Raw genomic sequence first — 23033 nt, 5'->3', positions numbered from 1 at the left:
ATGAGAAGACTTCGCCTGCTCGGCCTCGCCGCTGCGGTGGTGGCGAGCTCGACGGTGTCGGGTTGCTCTTTGGCGTGCACCACCATCGGATGGATCGATGCGGTCAACGTCGAGCTCGACGGAAGTGCGGGTGAGGTGGCCGCGGTCGAGCTGTGTACCGACGGCGTCTGCGCTTCGGCGGCTCCGCTTCTGCCGGCGAGCGATGAACCGCTGCACGTGATGACGGCGCTGCCCGAAGCATCCGCAACGCCCTCGAGCGCACCGGCCGATGTGGCGTTGCTGTTCTCCACCGAGCGCGTCGACGAGGACACCTGGCGGATCTTGTTCCCCGCGCAGCAGCCGGACTCGCTCACCGTGCGTGCCGTCACGGCGACCGGTGAGGTGCTCGCCGAGCGCGAGGCCGCCATCGAGTGGCGGCGCGTGGGCGGAAGCGAGCAGTGCGGCGGCCCGAGCGAGGGCGAGCCGATCAGCCTCGACATCCCGTGACGCGGCGCCGTCGCCCTCGTCGACTCAACCGAGCTCCTCGGCAAGGCCGATGAGGATGCCCTCGGGCCCGCGCACGTAGCAGAGCCGGTACACGTCCTCATATCGCACGACTTCGGTGCTGACGAGTTCCACGCCGTGCTCGCGCAGGCGGTCGAGGGTCGCATCGAGATCGTCGACGGCGAACATGACGCGCAAGTAGCCGAGCGCGTTGACCGGCGCGTTCCGATGATCGGAGACGACGGCGGGCTCGATGAAGCGCGAGAGTTCGATCCGGCTGTGGCCGTCGGGGGTGCGCATCATCGCGATCTCGACACGCTGGTGCCCTAGGCCGGTGACTTGTCCGGCCCACTCGCCCTCGACGACGGTCTGCCCTTCGAGCTCGAGTCCGAGTTCGCGGAAGAACGCGATCGCCGCGGCGAGATCCTCGACGACGATGCCGACATTGTCCATCTTCACGGTCATGGCGCCCACCCTACCGAGACCAACACGCGCCCGGGAGGTGCATCGTGGCGTTCCGTGGGAGCCTCCTGCGAGGATGACCTGGTGACGCTGCCGACCCCGACCCTGCACACCGAGCGCCTGCGACTCCGTCCGTTCACCGACGACGACGCCGATGCCCTCTTCGCGTTGCAGAGCGACGCGGACGTCCTTCGCTACTGGGATTCTCCGCCGTGGACCGACCGGGCCTCGGTCGCACGCTTCATGGACGGATGCCGACGGATGGCGGACGAGGGCAGTGGTGCGCGCGTCGCGATCGAGCGCACCGCCGATCGGGCTTTCGTCGGCTGGTGCACCTTCAACAGCTGGAACTCCGACTTTCGCAGCGCCTCCCTGGGGTACTGCCTCAACAGGGCGGCGTGGGGCCACGGCTACGCGACGGAGGCAGCGCGTGCGCTGCTGCGATGGGCCTTCGACACGATCGATCTGAATCGAGTCCAGTCCGAGACCGATACCCGCAACCTGGCGTCCGCCCGAGTGCTCGAGAAGCTGGGCTTCGTGCGCGAGGGGACGCTGCGCGAGGACTGCATCGTCAACGGCGACGTGTCCGACAGTTGGGTGTACGGCCTGCTGAGGCGTGACTGGACGCACTGAACGTCGTCACCGCGCTCAAGCGCAGGGTGCCGCCGTCAGCGGCCCTGTCGCTTCTTGTAGGGCTTCGGCTTGCCCTTCACGATGGGCGCGCGACCCTTGCCCTTGGAGGCCTTCGCCTTGCCACCGGCCTTCACCACGGGCTTCTCGACGGGAGCGGGCGCCGCAGCGATCTCCGCCCTGGCCTCGTCGAGCAGCAGGAGCCCGACCTTGGTGAGCCGGGTGTCGCCCTGCCGAGTGAAGAGCGGGTGCCCGACCTCGGCCTCGAGCTTGTCGATCGAGGTGTAGAGCGACGCGAGCGGGATGCCGAGGGCTTCTGCGGCACGCGGGAAGTGCAACTCCTCGGCGACTACGACGAATCGTCGAAGCAGGGTGATGTTCACGGGGAGCCTCTCGTCGGTCCGCGCGAATCGCGGCCCGCTCCTCAGGGTACGTGAGTCGGCGCGCCCGAAGCGGCTTGTCACGCAGCGCGACGCGGATTGGACTGGATGCACCAGCACCGGGATACTCGTTGCGGGCTCCGCACGCTGCGCGTCCACCGCCGACAGAAACGAGTCGCCCTGATGATCACCGTGCACCTGCGCTACGAGATCGATGCCGACAAGCTCGCCGAGTTCCGCGAGTACGGGGAGCGCTGGATCCGCCTCGTCAACAAGCTCGGCGGCATGCACCACGGCTACTTCCTCCCGAGCGAGGGGGACAGCGACGAGGCGTTCGCGCTCTTCACCTTCCCGTCGCTCGCCGACTACGAGCAGTATCGGCTCGCAGCCGCTGATGATCCCGAGTGCATCGAGGCGTACGAGTATGCGGTCGAGACGAAGTGCATCCGGCGGTACGAACGCCGGTTCCTCTCGCCGGTCTTCAACTGACGCACCGCGCCAGTTCAGGCGACGTGCTGCGCGTGCGCGCCGCTGACGTCGCCGAGCACGCGACAGACCGCTTCGGGAGCGGCCGTGAAGCGCCCGGCGGTGCCGTCGTCGGCGAGGTAGTGCACGCGGATGCCGCGGCCGACGCGCACGAGCTTGGTGACCTCGAAGCTCCGGCCGGAGACGCTGACGAGCGTGTCGCCCACGGCGAGGTGCCGGGTCTCCCGAAGTTCGATCGTCGTCATAGTGAGAGTGTCTCAGCACCCACCGACATCCGCGCGCGACCGTAGGTGTCCCCGGTGGCCTTGTCAACCCGTTGTCGCAGGCCGGGTGCCTTGCCTACCGTGGAGGAGCCGACGTACTGAACTGGTGCGCCGGCCAGACCGATTCCCGAGGAGGAAGCCATGAACGCCAAAGACGATCTGGGCAACGCCGCCGAACGAATGACCGGCAAGGTCAAGGAGGGCATCGGCAAGATGACCGACAACGAGCGGCTCGAGGCGGAGGGCAAGGCCGACCAGGTCAAGGCCGACGCCAAGAAGGCCGCCGACAAGGTCAAGGACGCCTTCGACGACGGCACGAAGTAGCGGGACCTCGATCTGATCCCACGAATGAATCGGAGGGTACGAACATGAGCATCGGCCTCGGCATTCTGCTCGTGGCGATCGGCGCGGTCCTCACCTTTGCGCTGAACGTCACCGTCGACTGGATCGACCTCGATCTCGTCGGCTACATCCTGATGGTCGCGGGTGCGATCGTCATCATCTTCGGTCTGATCTTCATGATGCGACGTCGTCGGAGCATCTCCACGACGAGCTCGACCGCCGATCCGGTGGTGGGCCAACGCGTCACGCGGACCGAGGACCAGGCTGCGCCTCCCGAGGTGTAGTCCTGCAGGGGAGCGGATGCCGCGCCGGGGGGCGCGGCATCCGCGGGCCCATGCTCGCCGCGCTGCATGCGGTGAGCCGCCGCTGTAGCAAGGGCTGGCTGCCACGAGGGCTACCCTCGCCGCCGGCCGATGTGCGAGGCTGGCGTCATGCCCGAGTCGCCCGAGGTGCAGGCGCTCGTCGAAGATCTGGGCACGCGCTTGGCGGGCCGCGAGATCACCGACGTCGACGTCGTGGAGTTCCGCGCGGCCAAGACGCGCAGCCGCCCGCCGACCTCCCTGCGTGGTGAGCGCGTCAGCGGGGCGACCCGCCATGGCAAGCACGTCGACCTCGCGGTCGGCGACGCGCACCTCGTGGTATCACTCGGCCGGCACGGCTGGGCGCGGTATGCGAAGGGCGACGCCGATGCATCCGAGTCCGAGGGGCCCGACGCCGACGCTCCGCCGACACTCGTGGTGCTGACCTTCGACGACGGCACCGTCGTCGAGCTGACGGATGCCGGTGACTGGGTGTCGCTCGGCTGCTGGGTCGTCGACGACCCGCGCGAGGTGCCGGCGGTTGCGAAGCTCGGAGCGGATCCTGCCGATCCCGGGTTCACGCGGGCCGACTTCGACCGTGTCGTCGTCGGGCGCCGCAAGCAGGTGAAGGCCGTGCTGCAGGAGCAGGAATCGCTCGCGGGCATCGGCAACGCGTACTCCGATGAGATCCTGCACCTCGCAAAGATCTCCCCAGTGACCCACGCTGCGGCGCTCACCGACGACGAGCTGGATCGCCTCTTCGACGCAACGGTCGGCACGATCAGGAGTGCGATCGAACACCAGCGCGGAGTGCCGATCGACCAGCTCAAGGCCGCGAAGATCGCGTCGATGCGCGTGCACGGACGTGCCGGCGAGACATGCCCCGTCTGCGGCGACACCGTGCTCGACTTCTCGTTCGCGAGCACGACGGCCCAGTACTGCCCGACCTGCCAGACGGGCGGCGAACGCCTGCCGCTGCGCGCCGCCGGATAGATCGCCCGCCGGGCGTGCAAGACTCGCGGCTGACGCGACATAAACGTGGTGTGAGGATCGCCAGCACCGCAGCACCCGCCGATGCAGCCGAGGAGGTGGCGATGCCCGAGCCCGCAGACACGTCCGCGACGAGCGCCGAGACGGCCTGGTTCACCGAGGTCGTCCGCGAGCACTCGACCGCCCTCGTCCGATACTTCGCCAGGCGGGGACCCCGCCAGGACGCGGAGGACCTCGCCGCGGAGGTCTTCGCGACCGCGTGGCGTCGCCGGGCCGACGTGCCGCGCGAGGCGGTGTTGCCCTGGCTCTACCGCACCGCGGGCTTCATCCTCGCGAACGGTCGTCGCAAGCACGTCGACCTCCCGGTGGAAGAGGTGCCGGAGTCGGGGACGGTGCGGATCGAGCACGACCCCGAGCTGAGCGCGCTCTTCGACGCCGAGCTGCGCGGGGCGCTCGCGAGCGTCGGCGAACGCGACCGGCGGATCCTGCTCCTGCACGCGTGGGAGGGCCTCGACGGACAGGAGCTCGCCGAGGTGCTCGGCATCTCGCGCTCCGGAGCGGATGCCGCGCTCTCCCGTGCGCGCAAGCGCCTGCGCGAAGCCTGGGGCGAGCGCCTGTCGTTCTAGTCCGGTGCCCGGCCCCCGCTGCAAGATCTCGCCCGCTCCGGACATATCCCCAGTGAACCGCACGCACGAAGGGTGTCCGACATGAACGACGACAACGAGCTCGACCCGGTCGCACGACTGCGTGCCGCCGACCCCGCAGCGGGTGTCGAACCCCGCCCCGGATTCGTCGAGGACGTCATCGCGCAGAGCACGGCTGAGACACCGGATGCCGCAGCCGACGATTCCACCTCGGCCGCTGTGACCGACCTCGGTGCCGAGCGCGCGCGGCGCCGTCCGCGCTGGCTCGTCGTCGCCGCGGTGGCCGCCTCGGTCGCCGTCGTCGGCGGTGCCGGGTTCGGCATCGGGACGCTGACCGCCGGATCGACCGAGCTCGCCGCCGCACCGATCTCGCTGGGCACCGCGCAAGAGGGCGCCACGCAGGAGTCCTCGGCATTCGACGCCGCCAGCGGCAAGATGGCGGGGCCCGGTGTCAACGACACGATGATGCCCTATGGATACGGTCGCAACGTGTTCAGCGCCTCGGGGCTCTCCACCGACGGCGGCACGGCACCGGCGTACGCCTACGACGCGCGAGCAGCGTCGAACACCGAGACTGTCGCCGCGCTCGCCGCGGCGCTCGGCGTCGAGGGCACGCCGGTGCTGAAGGACGGCAGCTGGACCGTCGGGCCTCAGGACGGCTCCGGCCCGGCCCTCTTCGTCGGGCTCGACGGCACGCTCGGCTTCTCGTACTCCGACCCGGCGATCAACCCGTGGAACTGCGGGCCGATGACGGTCGAACCGGCGACTCCGGACGATGCGGTGATTCCCGAGATGCCGGCGTGCGAGCCTCCCGTCGCCGACCTGCCGAGCGAGGCCGCCGCGATCGATGCGCTCCGGTCGCTCGTCACCGCCGCGGGCCGCGACGCCGACGCGTTCGAGTACACCTCCGAGACCTGGGAGGGCGCGGTCACGCGCATGGCGCAGGCGTGGCCGGTCGTCGACGGCCAGCGCATCGACCAGTCGTGGTCGCTCGAGCTCTCCAAGGCCGGCATCGTCAGCGCGTCCGGGGCGCTCGCCGGCCTCGTCGCGTTGGGCGACTACGAGATCGTCAGCGAGCAGCAGGCCTTCGAGCGGCTCTCCGATCCGCGGTTCGGCGCCCAGACGACCGCGATGCCGTTCGCCGCGACCGAGGGGCCGGCCGGGCTCATGACCGAGGAATGGGTGCCTCCGACCGAACCTCCGGCGACGCCGACGGCCGGCAGTTCCGTCGCGTGGCCCGTGAACGATGTGAAGATCGTCAGCGCGCGCCTCGGGCTCTCGAGCCAGTGGCAGCCCGACGGCAGCGTGATCGTCGTTCCCGCCTACGAGTTCACCGACGCCGACGGCGGCACCTGGTCGGTCGTCGCGGTCACCGACTCGAAGCTCGACTTCTCGACCGAGTAGGGCCGACCGGGGCCCTCGAAGGGTGCGACGGTCGGCGGCAAGGTGCAGGATGTCAGTGTGCCCGAGCTTCCCGAAGTGCAGGCGCTCGCCGCGTTCCTCGACGAGCGCGCGGCGGGCCACGCCTTCGCCTCGCTCCGGGTCGCGGCGATCTCGGCGCTCAAGACCTTCGACCCGCCGCTCGCCGCGCTCGAGGGGCAGCGCATCGAGCGGGTGCGTCGTCATGGCAAGTTCGTCGACCTCGACACCGGTGCCCTCCACCTCGTCTTCCACCTCGCACGGGCCGGCTGGCTCCGCTGGTACGACGAGGTGCCGTCGACGCCGGTCAAGCCCGGTCGCTCACCGCTCGCGCTGCGCGTGCGCCTCGACGACGGTTCGGGTTTCGACCTGACCGAGGCCGGCACCAAGAAGTCCCTCGCGGTGTACGTCGTGCACGACCCCGCCGAGGTGCCGGGCATCGCGCGACTCGGGCCCGATCCGACCGCACCCGACTTCACCCTCGCCGACTTCGCCGCCGTGCTCGACGGCCGCCGCACGCAGATCAAGGGGGTGCTGCGCGACCAATCGGTGTTCGCCGGCATCGGCAACGCCTACTCCGACGAGATCCTGCACGCCGCGAAGATGTCGCCGTACGCGCTCGCCGCGAAACTCGCGCCCGAGCAGGTCGAGACGCTCTACCGGGCGATGCGGGACACCCTCGCGGAGGCGGTTGCCGTGGCATCCGGTCGCCCGCCCGCCGAGCTCAAAGACGCCAAGCGTCGCGGGATGCGCGTGCATGGACGCACCGGGGAGACCTGCGAGGTCTGCGGCGACACGATTCGGCAGGTCATCTTCGCCGATTCGACGTTCCAGTACTGCCCGGGATGCCAGACCGGCGGCAAGCCGCTCGCCGACCGGGTGCTCTCGCGACTCGTGAAGTAGCAGCAGGTCCCGACTCGTGCACCGGGCGCTCGCCTGCTAAGCAGGAGGCATGACGACACCCGACGTGCACTGGCCGCGGTCCGCCGGACCGATCACCCTGCGGCCGCCGACGAACGCCGACCTCGACCAGGTCCTCGAGTGGCGCAATCGCCCCGAGGTCACCCGCTGGCTGTTGCGCACCGAGGTCGAGCCCGCCGCCTTCCGCAAGGTCTGGCTCGACGGGATCGACGACCCGAACGACCACTCGGCGATCGCCGTCGTCGGCGACGAGGTCGTGGGCACCGGGTCGCTCTGGATCACCGATGCGATGGGGCAGAACCACGTCGATCCGGGTCCATGGCGGCGCGCGGAGGGCGGAATCGGCTACGGGGTGGCGCCCGCGCATGCCGGCAGGGGGTACGCCACCGAGATCGCCCGGGCGCTCCTCGACCTCGCGTTCGGCGAGCTCGGCGTGCACCGCGTCACAGCCGGCTGCTTCGCCGACAACACGGCGTCGTGGCGCGTCATGGAGAAGCTGGGAATGCGGCGCGAGCAGCACGGTGTGCGCGATTCCTGGCATGCGGACCTCGGCTGGGTCGACGGCTACACGTACGCGATCCTCGGCGAGGAGTGGCGGGCGTCGCGAGCCGGCTGACCACCGATCTCGCGGACCGCCTCGAGCCCGCCGGGCGGTCCGACGTTCCGCGAGCAATCCTCAGAAGGTTGCTTTCTGCAACCATTCCCCCCAGTATGGGGGCCATGATCCTCGCCGACGAGTGGCTGCGCGCCTACGACGACCAACTCCGCACCGACGCTGAGACGCCGAGTGCGATCGCGGTCGAACGGCTCGGCCCGTTGCGGTTGGTCACCTTCGCCGGAGGCCGCGGTTTCGTGACGTATCGCGACCTCGACGGGGCGACCGCGACCGAGATCGCCGGCCTCGTCGTCGGCGCGCTCGCCCACTACCTCGCCGATCCCGAGATCACCCGGGTGGAGTGGAAGACCCGTGGCCACGATGCCGCCCCCGGCCTGCACGGCACCCTCCTCGCCAACGGCTTCGAGGCCGATGAAGCCGAATCGATCATGATCGGCCAGGCGAGCGCACTCGTCGCGGACGTTCCACTGCCCGACGGCGTCACCGTGCGCCGGGTGACCGAGGAATCCGACGTCCGTGCGATGTGCCGCATGCAGGGCGAGGTGTTCGGCGACGAGTTCTCCGACGCTACCGCCGATGCCGTGCTCGCGCGGCTCGCTCGCGGCGACGGCATGGAGCTCTGGGTCGCCGAGGCCGACGGGGGCATCGTCAGCGCAGGGCGGCTCGAACCGGTGGCCGGCACCGACTTCGCGGGCATCTGGGGCGGAGCGACCCGTGAGGAATGGCGCGGTCGCGGCGTCTACCGCGCGTTGACCTCGGCACGTGCGAAGTCGGCGATCGCGATGGGCAAACGGCTCATCAATTCGGACTCGACCGAGTTCTCGCGGCCCATCCTCGAACGGTCGGGGCTCGTGCGGGTCTCGACGACGACGCCGTATCGCTGGCGGCGCTGAACTCCCAGCAGCCGCTGGCTAGGGTTGACCGGTGACTGCAACACTCGTGGCCCAGGGCCTCGCCGGGGGCTACGCCCACCGCACACTCTTCGACGGCCTCGACCTCACGGTGGCCCCGGGTGATGTCGTCGGCATCGTCGGCGTCAACGGTGCCGGCAAGTCGACACTGCTCCGCATTCTGGCGGGCGAGCTCGAACCCCAGGCCGGTACCGTGCATCTCTCGCCCGCCGATGCCTTCGTCGGCTGGCTGCCGCAGGAGCACGAGCGGGTGGAGGGCGAGACCATCTCAACCTACGTCGCGCGGCGCACCGGTGCGGCCGAGGCATCCGCTCGTCTCGACGCGGCCGCGCTGGCACTGGGGTCGACGGATGCCCCGGCGCCCGGGGCTCCCGACCCCGCCGACGAGTACTCGGTGGCCCTCGAGCGCTGGCTCGCGTCGGGCGCCGCCGACCTCGACGAGCGGCTCCCGGCGGTGCTCGCCGACCTCGGACTCAGCCTCGACGGCGGCGACGCCCACCTCTCCGCCGACTCGATGATGACCTCGCTCTCGGGTGGACAGGCCGCACGCGTCGGGCTCGCCGCCCTGCTCTGCTCCCGCTTCGACCTCGTGCTGCTCGACGAGCCCACGAACGACCTCGATCTCGACGGGCTCGAACGACTCGAGGCGTTCGTCCGCGGCATCCGCGGCGGCGTGGTGCTCGTCAGCCATGACCGGGAGTTCCTCGCCCGCTCGGTCACCCGGGTGCTCGAACTCGACCTCGCCCAGCACTCCAACCGCATCTACGGCGGTGGCTACGACGCGTACCTCGAGGAGCGGGCGACCGCCCGGCGCCAGCAGCGCGACGACTACGAGGAGTTCGCCGCGAAGAAGGCCGACCTCGTCGGCCGGGCGCGCACCCAGCGCGAGTGGTCGAGCCAGGGCGTGCGCAACGCGATGAAGAAGTCGCCCGACAACGACAAGATCCGGCGCAAGGCCGCGACGGAGTCGAGCGAGAAGCAGGCCCAGAAGGTCCGCCAGATGGAGAGCCGCATCGCGCGCCTCGACGAGGTCGAGGAACCGCGCAAGGAATGGCAGCTCGAGTTCACGATCGGCCAGGCGCCGCGTTCGAGCTCGGTCGTGTCGACGCTGAACGAAGCCGTGGTGCAGCAGGGCGACTTCACGCTCGGCCCCGTCTCGCTGCAGGTCGATGCGGGGGAGCGCATCGGCATCACCGGCCCGAACGGAGCAGGCAAGTCGACGTTGCTCGCCCTCCTGCTCGGGCGGCGCGCGGCCGATGCGGGAACGGCGAGCCTCGGGACATCCGTCGCCATCGGCGAGATCGACCAGGCTCGCACGCAGCTCACCGGGGCGGCGCCGCTCGCCGACTCGTTCGAGGCCCTCGTGCCCGAGTACTCGGCCGGCGAGGTGCGCACCCTGCTCGCGAAGTTCGGGCTGAAGGCCGATCACGTCCTTCGCCCCGTCGACGCGCTCTCGCCCGGTGAGCGCACGCGCGCGGGCCTCGCGCTGCTGCAGGCGCGCGGCGTCAACGTGCTCGTGCTCGACGAGCCGACGAACCACCTCGACCTCGCGGCGATCGAGCAGCTCGAAGAGGCCCTCGACTCGTACGAGGGCACGCTCCTGCTCGTGACGCACGACCGCCGCATGCTCGAGCATGTGCGTCTCGATCGCCGCTGGCACGTCGAAGCCGGTCGGGTCACCGACAGCTGAGTGTCGGCTGCCGCTGCGAGACTTGGAGGCGATGATCGACGAACTCCGCACCGAACGCCTCCTCCTTCGCCCGCTGACCCTCGACGACGCCGACGCGTACTTCCGCGTGTACGGCGACCCCCGAACATGGGAGCACCTTCCCAGCAGCAGGCACACGAGTCGTGCCATGTCGGTGGACGCCATCGAACGGGCGATCGCCGGACGGCTCGAGTACGGGTTCTCCCACAATGCGGTGTTCCTTCGAGAACCCGTCGGCGCACTGCCCGCCGGTGCGTTCCTCGGTTCGGCCGGAGCGAGAATGCTCGACTTCGACGCCTGGAACCTCGGCTATCGCTTCGCTCCCGAGGCCTGGGGCCGCGGATTCGCGACCGAGGCCGCGAGGGCGTCGCTCACCGCAGCGCAGACGACCCGGCCCGACACCCCGGTCACGGCCAGGGTGCTCGGCGACAACGCCGCCTCCATCCGCGTGATCGAGCGCATCGGGCTCGAGCTGCAGTGGCGGGGGCGCGCTGCGCGCCTGGGCGGCTCCGACGACGAGCACTCCTCGACGCCCGGCACCACGACGCACCTCGATCGGGTGATCTATGCCGACCGCGCGCTCGGCGACGAGATGCTCGACGCGGTCATCGCGCTCGGCTGACCGGCCGCCGAGGCGCGCTCGAGCCGACCCGCGGTCGTGCCGCAGAATCGGGCTCGAGCGCGCGACGTCGGGCCGACCTCAGGCCGAGGTCGATGTGCCGTGCCTGCCGCGGCCCGTCTCGACGTCGGCATCCCGTGCCGTGGTGTCGACGTCGGCATCCCGTGCCGTGGTGTCGACGTTTGCATCCCGTGCGGTGTCGTCGACATCGGGGTCAAGCCGGTCGGCCTTCTTCAGGCGGTCGTCGGCCTCGGTGTGCAGGTCCGCCGCGTCGGCGTTGCGAGCCTCGCTCTCACGGGCGAGTCGCTCGGAGTCGAGTCGGGCCTGCGCGGCTGCGGCTTCGGCTCGCTTCGCGTCGGCGGCAGCCGCTGCGGCATCCGCTTCACGCTGACGCGCCGCAGCGTCGGTTTCGGCCGCGCTCTGCCGAAGGTCGGCCGCGCGCCGGCGATCGGCCTCGAGACGGGCCTCGCGCCGCCGATTGCCCGTCGCCATGACGATGATGACGACGACGATCGCGATGACGACGACGATGCCGACGATGATCCAGACGATTGTGCTCGTGTCCACAGTGATCCGCCTCCTCGGGGTCGGGTTGCCCCAGCCAACCGCGCGCGGTCGACGGCGGCAACGCCTTGCGGATCGCGACCGAGTGCGGGATGATCACGCCCGCGAAGACGCCTCGCGCAGCCCTCCGGCTGGTACGTCGACGGCGACCGGGCCGAGGAGCACGTCGAGGAGCCGCGCCAGCACCTCGAGCCCATCGGGTGAGAGCACCGATTCGAGGTGTCCCTGCACCGAGGCCACCCGCGGTCCGCGGAGCGCGTGCACCACACCCGTCGCGGCATCCGATGCCACCTCGAGTTCGAGGGCCGGGGTGATCGAGCCGTTCTCAGCCATCGCCGCGAAGGTGTTGTAGAAGCCGACCGCCGCCGGCTCGCCGAACAGGTCGACGTCGAGCTGCACGCCCTGCCGCGGCGCAGGCAGCGGCGCGATCGGCAGACCCGCGAGGGTCGCAAGCACCTGGTGGCTGAGGCAGACGGCGAGCATCGGCGCGCCGCTCTCGAGCCGCTCGACCATCAGCTCGCGCAGGCGCCTCAGCCGAGGATCGGCCGAGTTGCGCGGGTCGCCGGGCCCCGGGCCGAAGACCACCAGGTCGTCGGATGCCTCGGGCACGGCCTCGTTCCACGGCACGACCCGCGCCTCCAGGCCGAGGTGCCGCAACTGGTGGGCGAGCATCGTCGTGAAGTCGTCGCCGGCGTCGATAACGAGGGCCTTCGTACCGCGCGACGGGTGCGCCGCCTGCGGCGCGCTCCAGAACCTCGCGAGGTGGTCGTTGCGCGAGTCGAGGAGCGTGGCGATGCGGTCGTCGTCGCGAGCACCGTCGCCCACGGCCGATGCGCCGACCGTGCTCGACGTCGGCGTCGCGTCCGCTCGCGGAATCGTCCCGAGCGCCGTCAGGACGCCGGCCGCCTTGGCGTGCGTCTCGGCCACCTCGCCGTCCGGGTCGGAGTGCCGCACGAGCGTCGCCCCGACGGGCACGCGCACCCCGCCCTCGCCGTCGACGTAGGCCGTGCGGATGAGGATGGGCGCATCGAGGTCGTAGCCGCCGGCTCCCGGCGTGAAGCGCGCCAGCACGCCCGCGTAGTATCCGCGGGCGGTCGACTCGTGGCGCGCGATCACCGTGCAGGCGTTGCCCATGGGTGAACCCGTCACGGTCGGCGCGAACATCGTGAGCCGCAGCACCTCGCGGGGGTCGAGGTCGCTGCGTCCCTCGAGCAGGTACTCGGTGTGCGTGAGCCGCGACATCCGCTTCAGGAACGGACCCCGGATACGCCCGCCGTCGGGGCACACCGCGCTCATCATCTTGAGTTCTTCGTCGACGACCATGACGAGCTCCTCGCGCTCCTTCACGTCGCCGAGGAATGCGACGAGGTCGTCGTCGGCGGGCGGCCCCGCGAGATGGCGGAAGGTGCCGCTGATCGGATTCATCGAGACGACCCCGTCGATCGACGACACGTGACGCTCGGGTGTCGCACCGACGGTCGAGAGACCTGGCGTGTGCATCGCGAACGTCCAGTAGGCGCCGGCCTCGTGCTCGAGCAGGGCGCGCAGCCAGCCGAGCACCGCATGCGCGGCGGATGCCTCGATGCGCCCCGTGAACTCGCGCCGGATCACGAAGTTCGCGCCCTCGCCCCGACCGATCTCGTCGTCGATCACCCGCCGCACCCGATCGGCGTACTCGGCATCGCTCACGTCGACGGCGAGGTCGTCGACGGCGATCGGATGCTCCGGCAGCATTCCGATCGCCACGTCGAGGCCGATCGTCTCCCGCTCGCGCACGACGAGGCAGCGGAGCGGAGCCCCATCGTCGTGCGCGACGAAGCCGCGCTCGCGCACCTGGCGGAACGGCACGAGCGCCAGCACCTCGGCACCGTCGAGCGGGATGTCGGCGAGGCGGTCGACGTCGACGACGTCGCCGACGAGCACGTCGAGCGTCGGTTCGTGCTCTCGGCGCACGACGGCGAAGGGCGCGGGGTCGGTCGCGGCGAGCAGTGAGGCGAGCAGTCGCGTCATGGGATTCTCCGGTCGGGCCCTCGGGCGCCACCCTCCGCATACGCGAAAAGACCGCCCTCGGGCGGTCAAAGTACGTCGAAACGCGTGGCCGCCTAGGAGGCGGGCCACCAGTTCTGGTTCGACGAGGTCATGTCGAGGACTCTAGCATCGGCTCCGCCCGGACGGCGCGCCGATACGATTCCGAGTGATGACCACAGAGACTGGAATCGAGATCGTGGCCCGCCTGCGCACCGCCGGATGCGTGTTCGCCGAGGACGAGGCGGCCCTGCTGCTCGAGACAGGCGCAACGGGTGCCGAACTCGAGGAGCTGGTCGAGCGCCGTGTCACCGGCGAACCCCTCGAGCAGGTGCTCGGCTGGGCGGAGTTCGCGGGCCTCCGCATGCGCGTGCTGCCCGGTGTCTTCGTGCCGAGGCGCCGTACCGAGTTCCTGGCAGCAGAAGCTGCGAGCCTCGCGAAGCGCGCCGCCGAGACCGCGCCGGTCGGCTCCGAGCACCCCCCTGTCGTGGTCGACATCTGCTGCGGCGTCGGCGCCATCGGTGCGGCGATCGCGGATGCCGCCGGGCCGCTGCACCTCGTCGCGGCCGATCTCGACCCCGTGGCGGTGCAGGCGGCGCGGCTGAACCTCGAACCGATCGGCGGGCTCGTCTTCGAGGGCGATCTCTACGACGCGCTGCCCGCCGAACTGCGGGGCCGCGTCGACGTGCTCGCCGTCAATGCCCCGTACGTGCCGAGCGAGGCGATCGCCACGATGCCGCCCGAGGCGCGCGACCATGAGGCCCGCATGGCCCTCGATGGCGGCGGAGACGGGCTCGACGTGCATCGCCGGGTCGCGGCATCCGCTCGCTCGTGGCTCGCTCCCGGGGGTGCGCTGTTGATCGAGACGAGCGTGCGTCAGGCTCCCATCGCCGCCGCATTCTTCGAGCAGGGCGGCCTCGCTGCTCGGATCCTGCACGATGACGAGGCCGACGCGACCGTCGTGATCGGGGTGCGCGGCGCCGATCGCGCAGGCGGACACGGGCCGAGCTGAGACGGGCGCCAGCCGCGACAGGCTCGGCCGCCGACCCGTTCGCCTCGCCTCAGTCCCCGGCCCGCGCCGCCGACAGGAGCTCGGCCACCTGGGCGTCGGTGGTCTGCGCGAAGTCGAGGTAGTGCATGCCGACGGCCATGAAACCCGGCGGCACCGACAGGCAGAGGATCTCGTCGACCGCCGGGTCGGCGGCGAGCGATCCGATCGAGTCGGACGCACCGACCGGAACGGCGAGCACCACTCGAGTGGCCCCGCGGGCTTTCGCGACGACCGCCGCGACTCGTGCGGTGGCGCCCGTCGCGACGCCGTCGTCGACGATCACCGCCGTGCGGCCCTCGAGTGAGATCGGCGGCTCGCCGCCTCGGAACCGGGCGACCCGCGCGTCGAGTTCGGCCCGCTCGACGCGTTCGATGTCGCGCAGTTCCCCGGGGGAGACGAACACGGAGTCGACGATGTCGTCGTTCAGCACTCGAGCGCCCTGTTCGCCGATCGCGCCCATCGCCACTTCGGGTTGTCCGGGGACCCCGAGCTTGCGCACGACGAGCACGTCGAGCGGGGCGCCGAGCGCCGCCGCGATCGGTGCCGCGACCGGCACTCCGCCGCGAGGCAGGCCGAGCACCACCGGCTGCCCGAGGTCGACGCCCGCGAGTGCCGCGGCGAGTCGCCGCCCCGCGTCGGTTCGATCCTTGAAGTGCTCCATGTCGTGCGCCCGTCGAGCCGTGCACCGGCCCGTCGATCGCGACCGTTCGGCTCCCTTCCATGCTCCCACCACTCCGCCGCACCGCCAAGGGGATCCGGACCGCCCGGGGTGGAACGCGGTCCGCGAATGGCCCGTGAACACGGGGCGAATCCGAGTGAAGTTCGCGTCTTGCAACTCGTCGCTTACACTGAACCAAATCCCTCCCCGATCTGGGGAACCCGAACTGAGGATTCGACGAGGCCCCCACTCGTCGGCTTGGAGTGTCCGTGGGACGTCACAGTGAAGCGGCAACGGCGAAGCAGCCGGGCCGCAGACTCATCCTGTCCATCATCGGTGCAGTCGTCGTCGTCGGACTCGTGTCATCCGGCGTCTTCCTCTGGGTCGGCGGCTACCTGAACCCCCTCTTCGCGTCGGCCGAAGCCGGTTGCACCGAGACCGAGCAGCTCTCCGTCGTGGCCGATACGTCGATCGCCCCCGCGCTGACCGAGATCGCCGAGAAGTTCGACGCGAACTCCGATCTCTGCGTGACGACCGAGGTCACCGCGCAGGACTCGGCCGACACCGCCGCCGTCGTCGCCTCGGGCGGCGAGGAGTCCGATGCCTGGATCCCCGAGTCGAGCGTGTGGCTCGACCGCATGAACGCCACCGCCACCTCGCTCGGCCAGTCGCCGCCCGAGGTCGACGTGCGCGAGTCGATCGCCTCGTCGCCCGTCGTCTTCGCAGGCGCCGCGACGAAGGCCACGGAGCTCGCGGCCGAACCGGTGAGCTGGGCCCGAGTGCTCGGCGGCACCCTGCCCACGATCCTGCCCGACCCCGAGGCATCCGCTGCGAGCCTCGCCGGGCTGCTCGCCCTGCGCGGCCACTCATCGCCCGACGACCCGCGACAGTTCGCCGGCGCGATGATCGAGCTCGGCAAGTCCATCCCCGCATCGACGGGTGCCGCGTTCGGCACCGTGAGCGCATCCCAAGATCCCGCGGTCGTCGTCACGAGCGAGGCGCAGGTCGCCGCGTACAACCTCGACGACCCCGCTGAGGCGCTCGTCGCCGCCTATCCCGTCGACGGCACGGTGTCGCTCGACTATCCGTTCGTGAGCATGTCGGCGCCTGACGACGCGGCCGAAGACGATGCGGCCGTCGAAGCCGATGCCGACGCCGCCCCGGCGGAGACGCCGGTCGCGACGCGCAGCGAACTGCTCGACGCCTTCGAGGCCGCGGTCCGCGAGAGCGCGAAGACGCTGGCGGCCGCCGGCTTCCGGGCGCCCGACGGCACCGGCGAGCTCGACATCACCGGCCTCGGTGCGGAAGCCCCCTCGGCGACGGCGGCGCTCGACGGCGCGGCCCAGCTCGAGATCCTTCGAGCCTGGTCGGTGCTGACGCTGCGCTCGCGGATGCTCGCCGTGATCGACGTGTCGGGATCGATGGAGGAACCGGCCGAGAACGGCCTGCGCCGCATCGACATCTTCCAGCAGGCCGCCGTCGGCGCGATGCAGAAGTTCTCGGGCGAAGTCGAACTCGGCGTCTGGGTGTTCTCCACCGCACGCAACGGCGACCTCGACTACGAGGACCTCTCGCCCATCGCACCGCTCGGCGATGCCGCGCACTCGCAGGAGATCGCCGGCATCATCCAGTCGCTGCCTGCCAGGCTCGGCGGTGCGACCGGCCTCTACGACACGACGCTCGCCGCGGTGCAGCGGGTGCGCGAGACGTACGACCCCGAGAAGGTCAACTCGGTGCTGCTCTTCACCGACGGCAAGAACGAAGACGAGAACGGCATCGACCTCGACACGCTCCTCGCCGAGCTCGCGAAGATCGACGACCCCACCAAGCCCGTGCCCGTCATCATGATCGGCTTCGGACCCGACACCGACCTCGCCGCCATGCAGCGCATCGCGCAGGCGACGAAGGGAGCCGCGTACTCGGCCTCGAAGCCCGAAGACCTCGGCACGGTGCTCGTCGACGCCCTCTCGCAGCGCAGCTGCCGCCCGAACTGCGGCTGACACCTCGCAGCGCGGCTGCCGCCCGAACTGCGGCTGACCACCTCGCAGCGCGGCTGCCGCCCGAACTGCGGCTGACCACCTCGCAGCGCGGCTGCCGCCCGAACTGCGGCTGACGTTGGTGTTCGCGAAGGCGGAGTTCACGCCGACGCGGTGAACGACGAAGGGGGGCCCGGCAGATGCCGGGCCCCCTTCGTACTGCGTGGAGGTCAGTGCGCCGCCGGGGCGCCCTCCATCATGTCGGCCGGCTTGCGCACGAAGAACGCGCCGACGATCGCCAGGAGCGAGAGGATCGCGCCCACCATGAACGCCGAGCGGATGCCGGACGCCGCCGCGGCCTCGGCCGTTGCGCCGGCCGTCGTCGCGGTCAGCGACTGCGTCGCCATGATCGTCACGAACAGCGCCGTGCCGGCCGCGCCGGCGACCTGCTGCACGGTGCCGACGATCGCGGATCCGTGGGAGTAGAACTTCGGGTCGACCGAGCCGAGCGCCGACGTGAAGAGCGGCGTGAACATGAACGCGAGACCGGCCGACAGCACGATGTGGGCGACGAGCAGCAACCACGGCGACGTCGTGTCGGTCACGAGCGTGAGCGACCAGAGCACGCCGCTGACGACGAACGCACCGGGTACGAGCAGCGGCGTCGGGCCGAGGCGATCGAAGAGCCGGCCCACGGTCGGACCGAGCAGGCCCATCGTGAGACCGCCCGGCAGCAGCAGCAGGCCGGTCATGATCGGCTCGAGGTGCAGCACGTTCTGCAGGTAGATCGGCAGCAGGATGATCGTGCCGAACAGCGCCGCCATCATGATCGTCATGAGGCCGATCGAGATCGAGAAGTTGCGCGACAGGAACGTGCGCAGGTCGAGCAGCGCCCGGTCGTGCTTCTGCAGGATCAGCTGTCGCCAGATGAACGCGCCGATGGCGATCGCGCCGACAGCGAAGGCGATCCACATCGGCGCAGCGCCGAAGCTGCTGCCGGCGGTCTCGGCGCCGATCTGGCTGAGCCCGTAGACGAGCCCGCCGAAGCCGAAGGCCGACAGCACCACCGAGAACACGTCGATCGGGATCTTGCGGGGCTCGCTGACGTTCTCGACCCGGCGGATGCCGATGACGAGCATCGCGAGCGCGATCGGCAGCACGAGCCAGAACATGAACCGCCACGAGAGCGAGTTCAGGATGAGGCCCGAGATGGTCGGGCCGATCGCCGGAGCCACCGACATCACGATCGCGACGCGGCCCATGAGTCGGCCGCGGTCGCTCGGGGCGACGAGGGTCATGAGCGTCGTCATGAGCAGCGGCATCATGATGGCCGTGCCGCTCGCCTGCACGACCCGGCCGACGAGGAGCACCTCGAAGCCCGGAGCCATGGCCGCGATGAGCGTGCCCGTCGAGAAGAGGCTCATGGCGGCGATGAAGATCGGCCGCGTCGCGAAGCGCTGCAGCAGGTAGCCGGTGATCGGGATGACGACGGCCATCGTCAGCATGAACGCGGTGGTCAGCCACTGCGCCTGGGAGATGGAGATGCCGAGGTCGACGACGAGGTGCGGGATCGCCACGCCCATGATCGTCTCGTTGAGGATGACGACGAAGGAAGCGGCGAGGAGGAGCCAGATCACCCGGTTGTTTCGGGCGCCGTGCAGCGCCTCCACATCGGAGTGCTCGTGCATGGTGAGGTCGCCGGCAGGGGCGACCTCGAGGTCACGGAGTTCAGGAACGGCGCGTTCGGTCAAGGAATATTGGTCCAATCGATGTCGGCGCAGGGCTGCGCCGGAGAATTGCGTCGAATACGTTGGTCAACCCGCGTCGGGTGACTCGCTATTCCCCGATTCCGACATCGATCGGAACGCATGGAACCGAGCGCTCTCGACGAGCGCCGGCCTGCTGGGAAACTCGGTCGCGCGGGGCGGCTTACGGAGCCGGAGCCGGGCCGTCGGTGGGAGTCGGCCGGGGGAGCCAGCCCTCGAGGAGCTGCTCTTCGGGAGCGAGCTCGTTCTCGATGCGCCGCTCGTCAGCCTTGTCAGCAGGTGTTTCGCTCATGTCGCCACGATACCGCGCACCGCAGACACGGCACGAGCGACGGATGCCGCGGCATCCGCCAGCTCTTCGGCCGTGTTCTCCGCGCCGAGCGTGAAACGCACCGCTGTCTGGGCGAGTTCGGTCGGCAGTCCGACGGCAGTGAGCACGTGGGAGGCCTCGTCGCTGCCGGCCGCGCACGCCGATCCGCTCGAACAGACGATGCCGTCGCGCTCGAGCTCGAGGAGCACGGCCTCGCCGCTGGTGCCCGGGAAGACGAACGAGACCGTGCCCGGCAGGCGGTGCTCGGGATCGCCCGTCGGCTGCGCGCCCGGAACCGTCGCCGCGATCGTCGCCGTGAACGCGGAGCCGAGTGCGGCGACGTGCGCCGCGGCATCCGCTCGCTCGGCCTCGGCGAGGCGCAGCGCCGTCGCGAAGGCGACCGCGCCCGCGACGTTCTCGGTGCCCGACCTGCGCCCGCGTTCCTGCCCGCCGCCGTGCAGCACCGGCTCGACTTGGAGCCGTCCGCGCACGATGAGCGCGCCCGTGCCCTTCGGAGCGCCGACCTTGTGACCGGCGAGCGAGAGGGCGTCGACGCCGAGCACGTCGAGTGAGAGGGGGAGCCAGCCGGCCGCCTGCACGGCATCGGTGTGCATGAGGGCCCCGGCGGCGTGCGCGACCGCGGCAAGTTCGGCGATCGGCTGCACCGTGCCGATCTCGTTGTTCGCGAGCTGCACCGAGACGAGCGCGGTGTCGGGCCGGATGACTCGGCTCAGCGCCTCGGGCGTGACGAGGCCGCCCACGTCGACGGCGACCTCGGAGACCTCGAAGCCGTGCACGCGGGCGAGGAAGGCCGCGGACTCGAGCACCGCCTCGTGCTCGATCGGGGAGATCACGAGGTGGCGCCCGCGGGGGTTCGCGAGCGCGAGGCCCTTCACCGCGAGGTTGTCGGCCTCGGTGCCGCCGCTCGTGAAGACGACGTCGCCGGGTCGGCAGCCGACGACCGCGGCCACCGTCGCGCGAGCCGCGGCGAGGGCGCGGGACGCCTCCTCGCCCAGCGCATGATGGCTCGACGGGTTGCCGAACGAGCCCGAGAGGAACGGCCACATCGCCTCGAGCGCCTCTCGGCGCACGGGCGTCGTCGCCGCGTGGTCGAGGAAGATCACGTCGAGACCGTCACGTCGAGGCCGAGGTCGAGCGAGCGCACCGAATGGGTGAGGGCACCGACCGAGATCATGTCGACACCGGTCGCCGCGATCTCGCGCACCGTGTCGAGGGAGACGCCGCCGGAGGCCTCGACGATCGCCCGGCCCGCGATGAGGGCGACGCCCGCGCGCAGCCCATCGGGAGTGAAGTTGTCGAGCATGACGGTGTCGGCCCCGCCCGCGAGCACCGCCTCGACCTGGTCGAGCCGGTCGACCTCGACCTCGAGGTGGGCGGTGTGGGGCATCCGCTCGCGTGCGGCCCGGAGCGCGGTCGCGAGGTCGTGGCCGCCGGCTGTCAGCACGGCGAGGTGATTGTCCTTCGCCATCACCGCGTCGGAGAGCGAACGGCGGTGGTTGCGGCCGCCGCCGTCGCGCACGGCCTGGCGTTCGAGGCTGCGCAGGCCCGGCGTGGTCTTGCGGGTGTCGACGATGCGCGCCCGAGTGCCGGCCGTCTCCGCGACGTACCGGGCCGTGAGCGTCGCGATGCCCGACATGCGCTGCACGAGGTTGAGGCCGACGCGCTCGGCGCGCAGGATGCCGCGGGCCGGACCGCTCACGCGGGCGAGCACCGCGCCCGCCTCGAACGGCTCGCCGTCGACCGCGAGAGCCTCGACGACGATGGCCGGATCGATGAGGCGGAAGGCCGCGGCGAAGACCTCGATGCCGCTCAGCACTCCCGGCTCGCGCGCCACGAGCTCGGCCGTCGCGGTGGCCGTCACCGGGATCAGCACCTCGGAGGTGAGGTCGCCCCACGGGGCGTCCTCGTCGAGCGCCGCGCCGACGATGCGGTCCATCTCTCTCAGGTCGGTCATCAGGCGGCCTCTCGTTCGAGTGCGGTGGGTTCGTGCAAGGTGGCGGAGACGACGACGTTCGGGTCGTCGGTGCGGAAGTGCGCGCCGCAGCTTGTGCGCCGGGCCCGGGCGGCGGCGACGGTCAGGCGGGCGAGATCGAGCAGGTTGCGATCCTCGGCGCTGCGGCGGTCGACGGGGTCGAGTGCGTGCCACGCATCGAGCCGAGCGGATGCCGCCGCCAGCCCCTCCTCGTCGCGCTCGAGTCCCACGTGGCTCCACATGAGGGCCTGCAGCTCGTCGCGATCGACGGGTGCACCGTGCACGACCTGGGCGGATCGTGCAGGCGTTCCGGCCACCGCGGCCTCGGACGCAGCGGCTGCTCGCGACGCCTCCGACGCCGTGATCGCCCGAACCGCTCGGTCGGCGAACACCGCCGCCTCGAGCAGCGAGTTCGACGCGAGTCGGTTGGCACCGTGCACGCCGGTGCGGGCGACCTCGCCGATCGCGAAGAGTCCGGGCACGCTCGTGCGCCCCTCGAGGTCGGTCGCGATGCCGCCCATGGCGTAGTGCGCGGCCGGCGTGACCGGCACGGGCTCGCGGGCCCAGTCGAAGCCGGCAGCTCGTACGACGGCGTCGAGGCCCGGGAAGCGGCGGGCGAGCTCCGCGCCGCCGAGCGCCGTGGCGTCGAGCACCACCGGTGCGCCGCCCTGCTCGAGCGATCGCCGCCAGACCGCGCGGGCCACGACGTCGCGCGGCGCGAGTTCGCCGCGCGCGTCGACGTCGAGCATGAAACGGCGACCGCTCTCGTCGCGCAGCACCGCGCCCTCGCCGCGCACGGCTTCGGAGATGAGCGGAGTGCCGGGGGCGGCGAGCGCCGTCGGGTGGAACTGGGTGAACTCGAGGTCGGCGACGCGCGCGCCGGCACGCCAGGCCGCCGCCACTCCGTCGCCCGTTGCGACCGCCGGGTTCGTCGTATGCCGGAAGAGGCATCCGCTGCCGCCCGTGGCGAGCACGACCGCGTCGGCGCGGCGCTCGACGACGGCACCGGAAGCCCCGAGCAGCTGCGCCCCGACGACGTGCCCGCCCTCGACGAGGAGGTCGACGAGCATCGTCTGCTCGTCGATCGCGACGGCTCGGCGCCGCACGGTGGCCACGAGGGCGTGCTCGATGGCCGCGCCGGTGGCGTCGCCGCCGGCGTGCAGCACGCGGGCGCGCGAGTGCGCGGCCTCGAGTCCGCGCTCGAGCCCGGACTCGCCCCGATCGAAGGCGACACCGAACCGGATGAGGTCTCGCACGCGGTCGGGGCCCTCGTCGACCAGCACGCGCACGGCCGCCGGATCGGCGAGCCCGGCACCTGCCTCGATCGTGTCGGCGAGATGACGCTCGGCGGAGTCGTCGGGGAAGAGCGCTGCAGCGATGCCGCCCTGGGCATAGCGCGTATTGCCCTCGGCGAGCTCGGCCTTCGTGACGAGCTCGACGGTGTGCCCGGCATCGGTGGCCTTCACGGCGGCCCAGAGGCCGGCGATGCCGCCCCCGATCACGAGCACGCGCGCCAT

The 23033-nt window shown here is 71.1% G+C and carries 26 protein-coding genes; 15 read left to right on the top strand and 11 right to left on the bottom strand.

Annotated elements, in window-relative coordinates; genetic code table 11:
• On the top strand, window positions 1–486 hold the full coding sequence (locus ESP57_RS17675; protein WP_129232413.1) for a hypothetical protein: 486 nt from the start codon (window positions 1–3) through the stop codon (window positions 484–486).
• Between the two features lie 24 nt (window positions 487–510).
• Here the strand turns inward: ESP57_RS17675 and ESP57_RS17670 are convergent, their stop codons facing one another.
• Complete coding sequence (locus tag ESP57_RS17670; RefSeq protein ID WP_165877512.1) at window positions 511–948, bottom strand: VOC family protein; 438 nt, start codon at window positions 946–948, stop codon at window positions 511–513.
• 81 nt (window positions 949–1029) lie between these two features.
• On the opposite strand from ESP57_RS17670, the gene ESP57_RS17665 reads away from it, so the two are divergent.
• Window positions 1030–1578 carry a GNAT family N-acetyltransferase gene (locus ESP57_RS17665; RefSeq protein ID WP_115961952.1) on the top strand — a complete coding sequence of 183 codons (549 nt, stop codon included), beginning with the start codon at window positions 1030–1032 and terminating at the stop codon, window positions 1576–1578.
• A gap of 35 nt (window positions 1579–1613) precedes the next feature.
• On the opposite strand, the gene ESP57_RS17660 is transcribed toward ESP57_RS17665, so the two are convergent.
• A complete protein-coding gene (locus tag ESP57_RS17660) occupies window positions 1614–1958 on the bottom strand; it encodes a LysR family transcriptional regulator (protein WP_056014605.1) in 345 nt (114 codons plus the stop codon).
• Window positions 1959–2138: 180 nt separating this feature from the next.
• Here ESP57_RS17660 and ESP57_RS17655 point away from each other — a divergent pair, with 180 nt between their 5' ends.
• Window positions 2139–2444: an NIPSNAP family protein gene (locus tag ESP57_RS17655; RefSeq protein WP_056014602.1), complete on the top strand. Its 306-nt coding sequence runs from the start codon at window positions 2139–2141 to the stop codon at window positions 2442–2444.
• A gap of 14 nt (window positions 2445–2458) precedes the next feature.
• Here the strand turns inward: ESP57_RS17655 and ESP57_RS17650 are convergent, their stop codons facing one another.
• Window positions 2459–2686: a hypothetical protein gene (locus ESP57_RS17650; protein WP_056014599.1), complete on the bottom strand. Its 228-nt coding sequence runs from the start codon at window positions 2684–2686 to the stop codon at window positions 2459–2461.
• 159 nt (window positions 2687–2845) lie between these two features.
• On the opposite strand from ESP57_RS17650, the gene ESP57_RS17645 reads away from it, so the two are divergent.
• The 10 genes from ESP57_RS17645 to ESP57_RS17600 all read left to right on the top strand — a co-directional run bounded on the left by ESP57_RS17645 (window position 2846) and on the right by ESP57_RS17600 (window position 11176).
• Window positions 2846–3028: a CsbD family protein gene (locus tag ESP57_RS17645; protein ID WP_056014597.1), complete on the top strand. Its 183-nt coding sequence runs from the start codon at window positions 2846–2848 to the stop codon at window positions 3026–3028.
• Window positions 3029–3072: 44 nt separating this feature from the next.
• Entirely contained in the window at window positions 3073–3330 is a 258-nt protein-coding gene (locus ESP57_RS17640) for a DUF6458 family protein (protein ID WP_056014595.1), read from the top strand.
• A gap of 147 nt (window positions 3331–3477) precedes the next feature.
• Window positions 3478–4338, top strand: a complete 861-nt coding sequence (locus ESP57_RS17635; RefSeq protein WP_129232412.1) for a DNA-formamidopyrimidine glycosylase family protein — start codon at window positions 3478–3480, stop codon at window positions 4336–4338.
• A gap of 101 nt (window positions 4339–4439) precedes the next feature.
• Window positions 4440–4961 (top strand): RNA polymerase sigma factor, encoded by a 522-nt coding sequence (locus ESP57_RS17630; RefSeq protein ID WP_129232411.1) that lies wholly within the window; start codon window positions 4440–4442, stop codon window positions 4959–4961.
• Between the two features lie 81 nt (window positions 4962–5042).
• Window positions 5043–6383 carry a hypothetical protein gene (locus ESP57_RS17625; protein ID WP_129232410.1) on the top strand — a complete coding sequence of 447 codons (1341 nt, stop codon included), beginning with the start codon at window positions 5043–5045 and terminating at the stop codon, window positions 6381–6383.
• Between the two features lie 57 nt (window positions 6384–6440).
• Window positions 6441–7301: an Fpg/Nei family DNA glycosylase gene (locus ESP57_RS17620; protein WP_056014589.1), complete on the top strand. Its 861-nt coding sequence runs from the start codon at window positions 6441–6443 to the stop codon at window positions 7299–7301.
• A gap of 49 nt (window positions 7302–7350) precedes the next feature.
• On the top strand, window positions 7351–7935 hold the full coding sequence (locus ESP57_RS17615; protein WP_129232409.1) for a GNAT family N-acetyltransferase: 585 nt from the start codon (window positions 7351–7353) through the stop codon (window positions 7933–7935).
• Window positions 7936–8039: 104 nt separating this feature from the next.
• The gene (locus tag ESP57_RS17610; protein WP_129232408.1) at window positions 8040–8828 is read left to right on the top strand and encodes a GNAT family N-acetyltransferase; all 789 of its coding nucleotides are present in this window, start codon (window positions 8040–8042) and stop codon (window positions 8826–8828) included.
• Window positions 8829–8859: 31 nt separating this feature from the next.
• Window positions 8860–10536: an ABC-F family ATP-binding cassette domain-containing protein gene (locus tag ESP57_RS17605; protein WP_129232407.1), complete on the top strand. Its 1677-nt coding sequence runs from the start codon at window positions 8860–8862 to the stop codon at window positions 10534–10536.
• A gap of 31 nt (window positions 10537–10567) precedes the next feature.
• Window positions 10568–11176 (top strand): GNAT family N-acetyltransferase, encoded by a 609-nt coding sequence (locus ESP57_RS17600; RefSeq protein ID WP_165877511.1) that lies wholly within the window; start codon window positions 10568–10570, stop codon window positions 11174–11176.
• Between the two features lie 78 nt (window positions 11177–11254).
• On the opposite strand, the gene ESP57_RS17595 is transcribed toward ESP57_RS17600, so the two are convergent.
• Window positions 11255–11740 carry a hypothetical protein gene (locus tag ESP57_RS17595; RefSeq protein ID WP_129232405.1) on the bottom strand — a complete coding sequence of 162 codons (486 nt, stop codon included), beginning with the start codon at window positions 11738–11740 and terminating at the stop codon, window positions 11255–11257.
• A 93-nt stretch (window positions 11741–11833) separates the two neighbouring features.
• Window positions 11834–13747, bottom strand: coding sequence for an anthranilate synthase family protein (locus tag ESP57_RS17590; protein WP_129232404.1), 1914 nt, complete (start codon window positions 13745–13747; stop codon window positions 11834–11836).
• A 187-nt stretch (window positions 13748–13934) separates the two neighbouring features.
• Here ESP57_RS17590 and ESP57_RS17585 point away from each other — a divergent pair, with 187 nt between their 5' ends.
• Window positions 13935–14774 (top strand): putative protein N(5)-glutamine methyltransferase, encoded by an 840-nt coding sequence (locus ESP57_RS17585; RefSeq protein WP_129232403.1) that lies wholly within the window; start codon window positions 13935–13937, stop codon window positions 14772–14774.
• Between the two features lie 49 nt (window positions 14775–14823).
• Here the strand turns inward: ESP57_RS17585 and ESP57_RS17580 are convergent, their stop codons facing one another.
• On the bottom strand, window positions 14824–15474 hold the full coding sequence (locus ESP57_RS17580) for a phosphoribosyltransferase (protein WP_129232402.1): 651 nt from the start codon (window positions 15472–15474) through the stop codon (window positions 14824–14826).
• Window positions 15475–15740: 266 nt separating this feature from the next.
• Here ESP57_RS17580 and ESP57_RS17575 point away from each other — a divergent pair, with 266 nt between their 5' ends.
• Window positions 15741–17471 (top strand): substrate-binding domain-containing protein, encoded by a 1731-nt coding sequence (locus tag ESP57_RS17575; protein ID WP_165877510.1) that lies wholly within the window; start codon window positions 15741–15743, stop codon window positions 17469–17471.
• A gap of 206 nt (window positions 17472–17677) precedes the next feature.
• Here ESP57_RS17575 and ESP57_RS17570 read toward each other — a convergent pair whose 3' ends face one another.
• The 5 genes from ESP57_RS17570 to nadB form a co-directional block, all read right to left on the bottom strand.
• Window positions 17678–19135 (bottom strand): DHA2 family efflux MFS transporter permease subunit, encoded by a 1458-nt coding sequence (locus ESP57_RS17570; RefSeq protein ID WP_115962732.1) that lies wholly within the window; start codon window positions 19133–19135, stop codon window positions 17678–17680.
• Window positions 19136–19376: 241 nt separating this feature from the next.
• Window positions 19377–19505 carry a hypothetical protein gene (locus ESP57_RS18870; protein ID WP_268753238.1) on the bottom strand — a complete coding sequence of 43 codons (129 nt, stop codon included), beginning with the start codon at window positions 19503–19505 and terminating at the stop codon, window positions 19377–19379.
• On the bottom strand, window positions 19502–20647 hold the full coding sequence (locus ESP57_RS17565; RefSeq protein WP_129232400.1) for a cysteine desulfurase family protein: 1146 nt from the start codon (window positions 20645–20647) through the stop codon (window positions 19502–19504). Before ESP57_RS17565 ends, ESP57_RS18870 begins: the two co-directional genes overlap by 4 nt.
• On the bottom strand, window positions 20644–21498 hold the full coding sequence (gene nadC / locus ESP57_RS17560; RefSeq protein WP_129232399.1) for a carboxylating nicotinate-nucleotide diphosphorylase: 855 nt from the start codon (window positions 21496–21498) through the stop codon (window positions 20644–20646). Before nadC ends, ESP57_RS17565 begins: the two co-directional genes overlap by 4 nt.
• A complete protein-coding gene (gene nadB, locus ESP57_RS17555) occupies window positions 21498–23033 on the bottom strand; it encodes an L-aspartate oxidase (RefSeq protein ID WP_129232398.1) in 1536 nt (511 codons plus the stop codon). The genes nadC and nadB overlap by 1 nt, the downstream gene beginning before the upstream one ends.

This window comes from Agromyces fucosus (assembly GCF_004134865.1).
Classification (GTDB): Bacteria; Actinomycetota; Actinomycetes; order Actinomycetales; family Microbacteriaceae; genus Agromyces; species Agromyces fucosus.
This window is presented reverse-complemented; position numbering and strand designations above follow the sequence as displayed.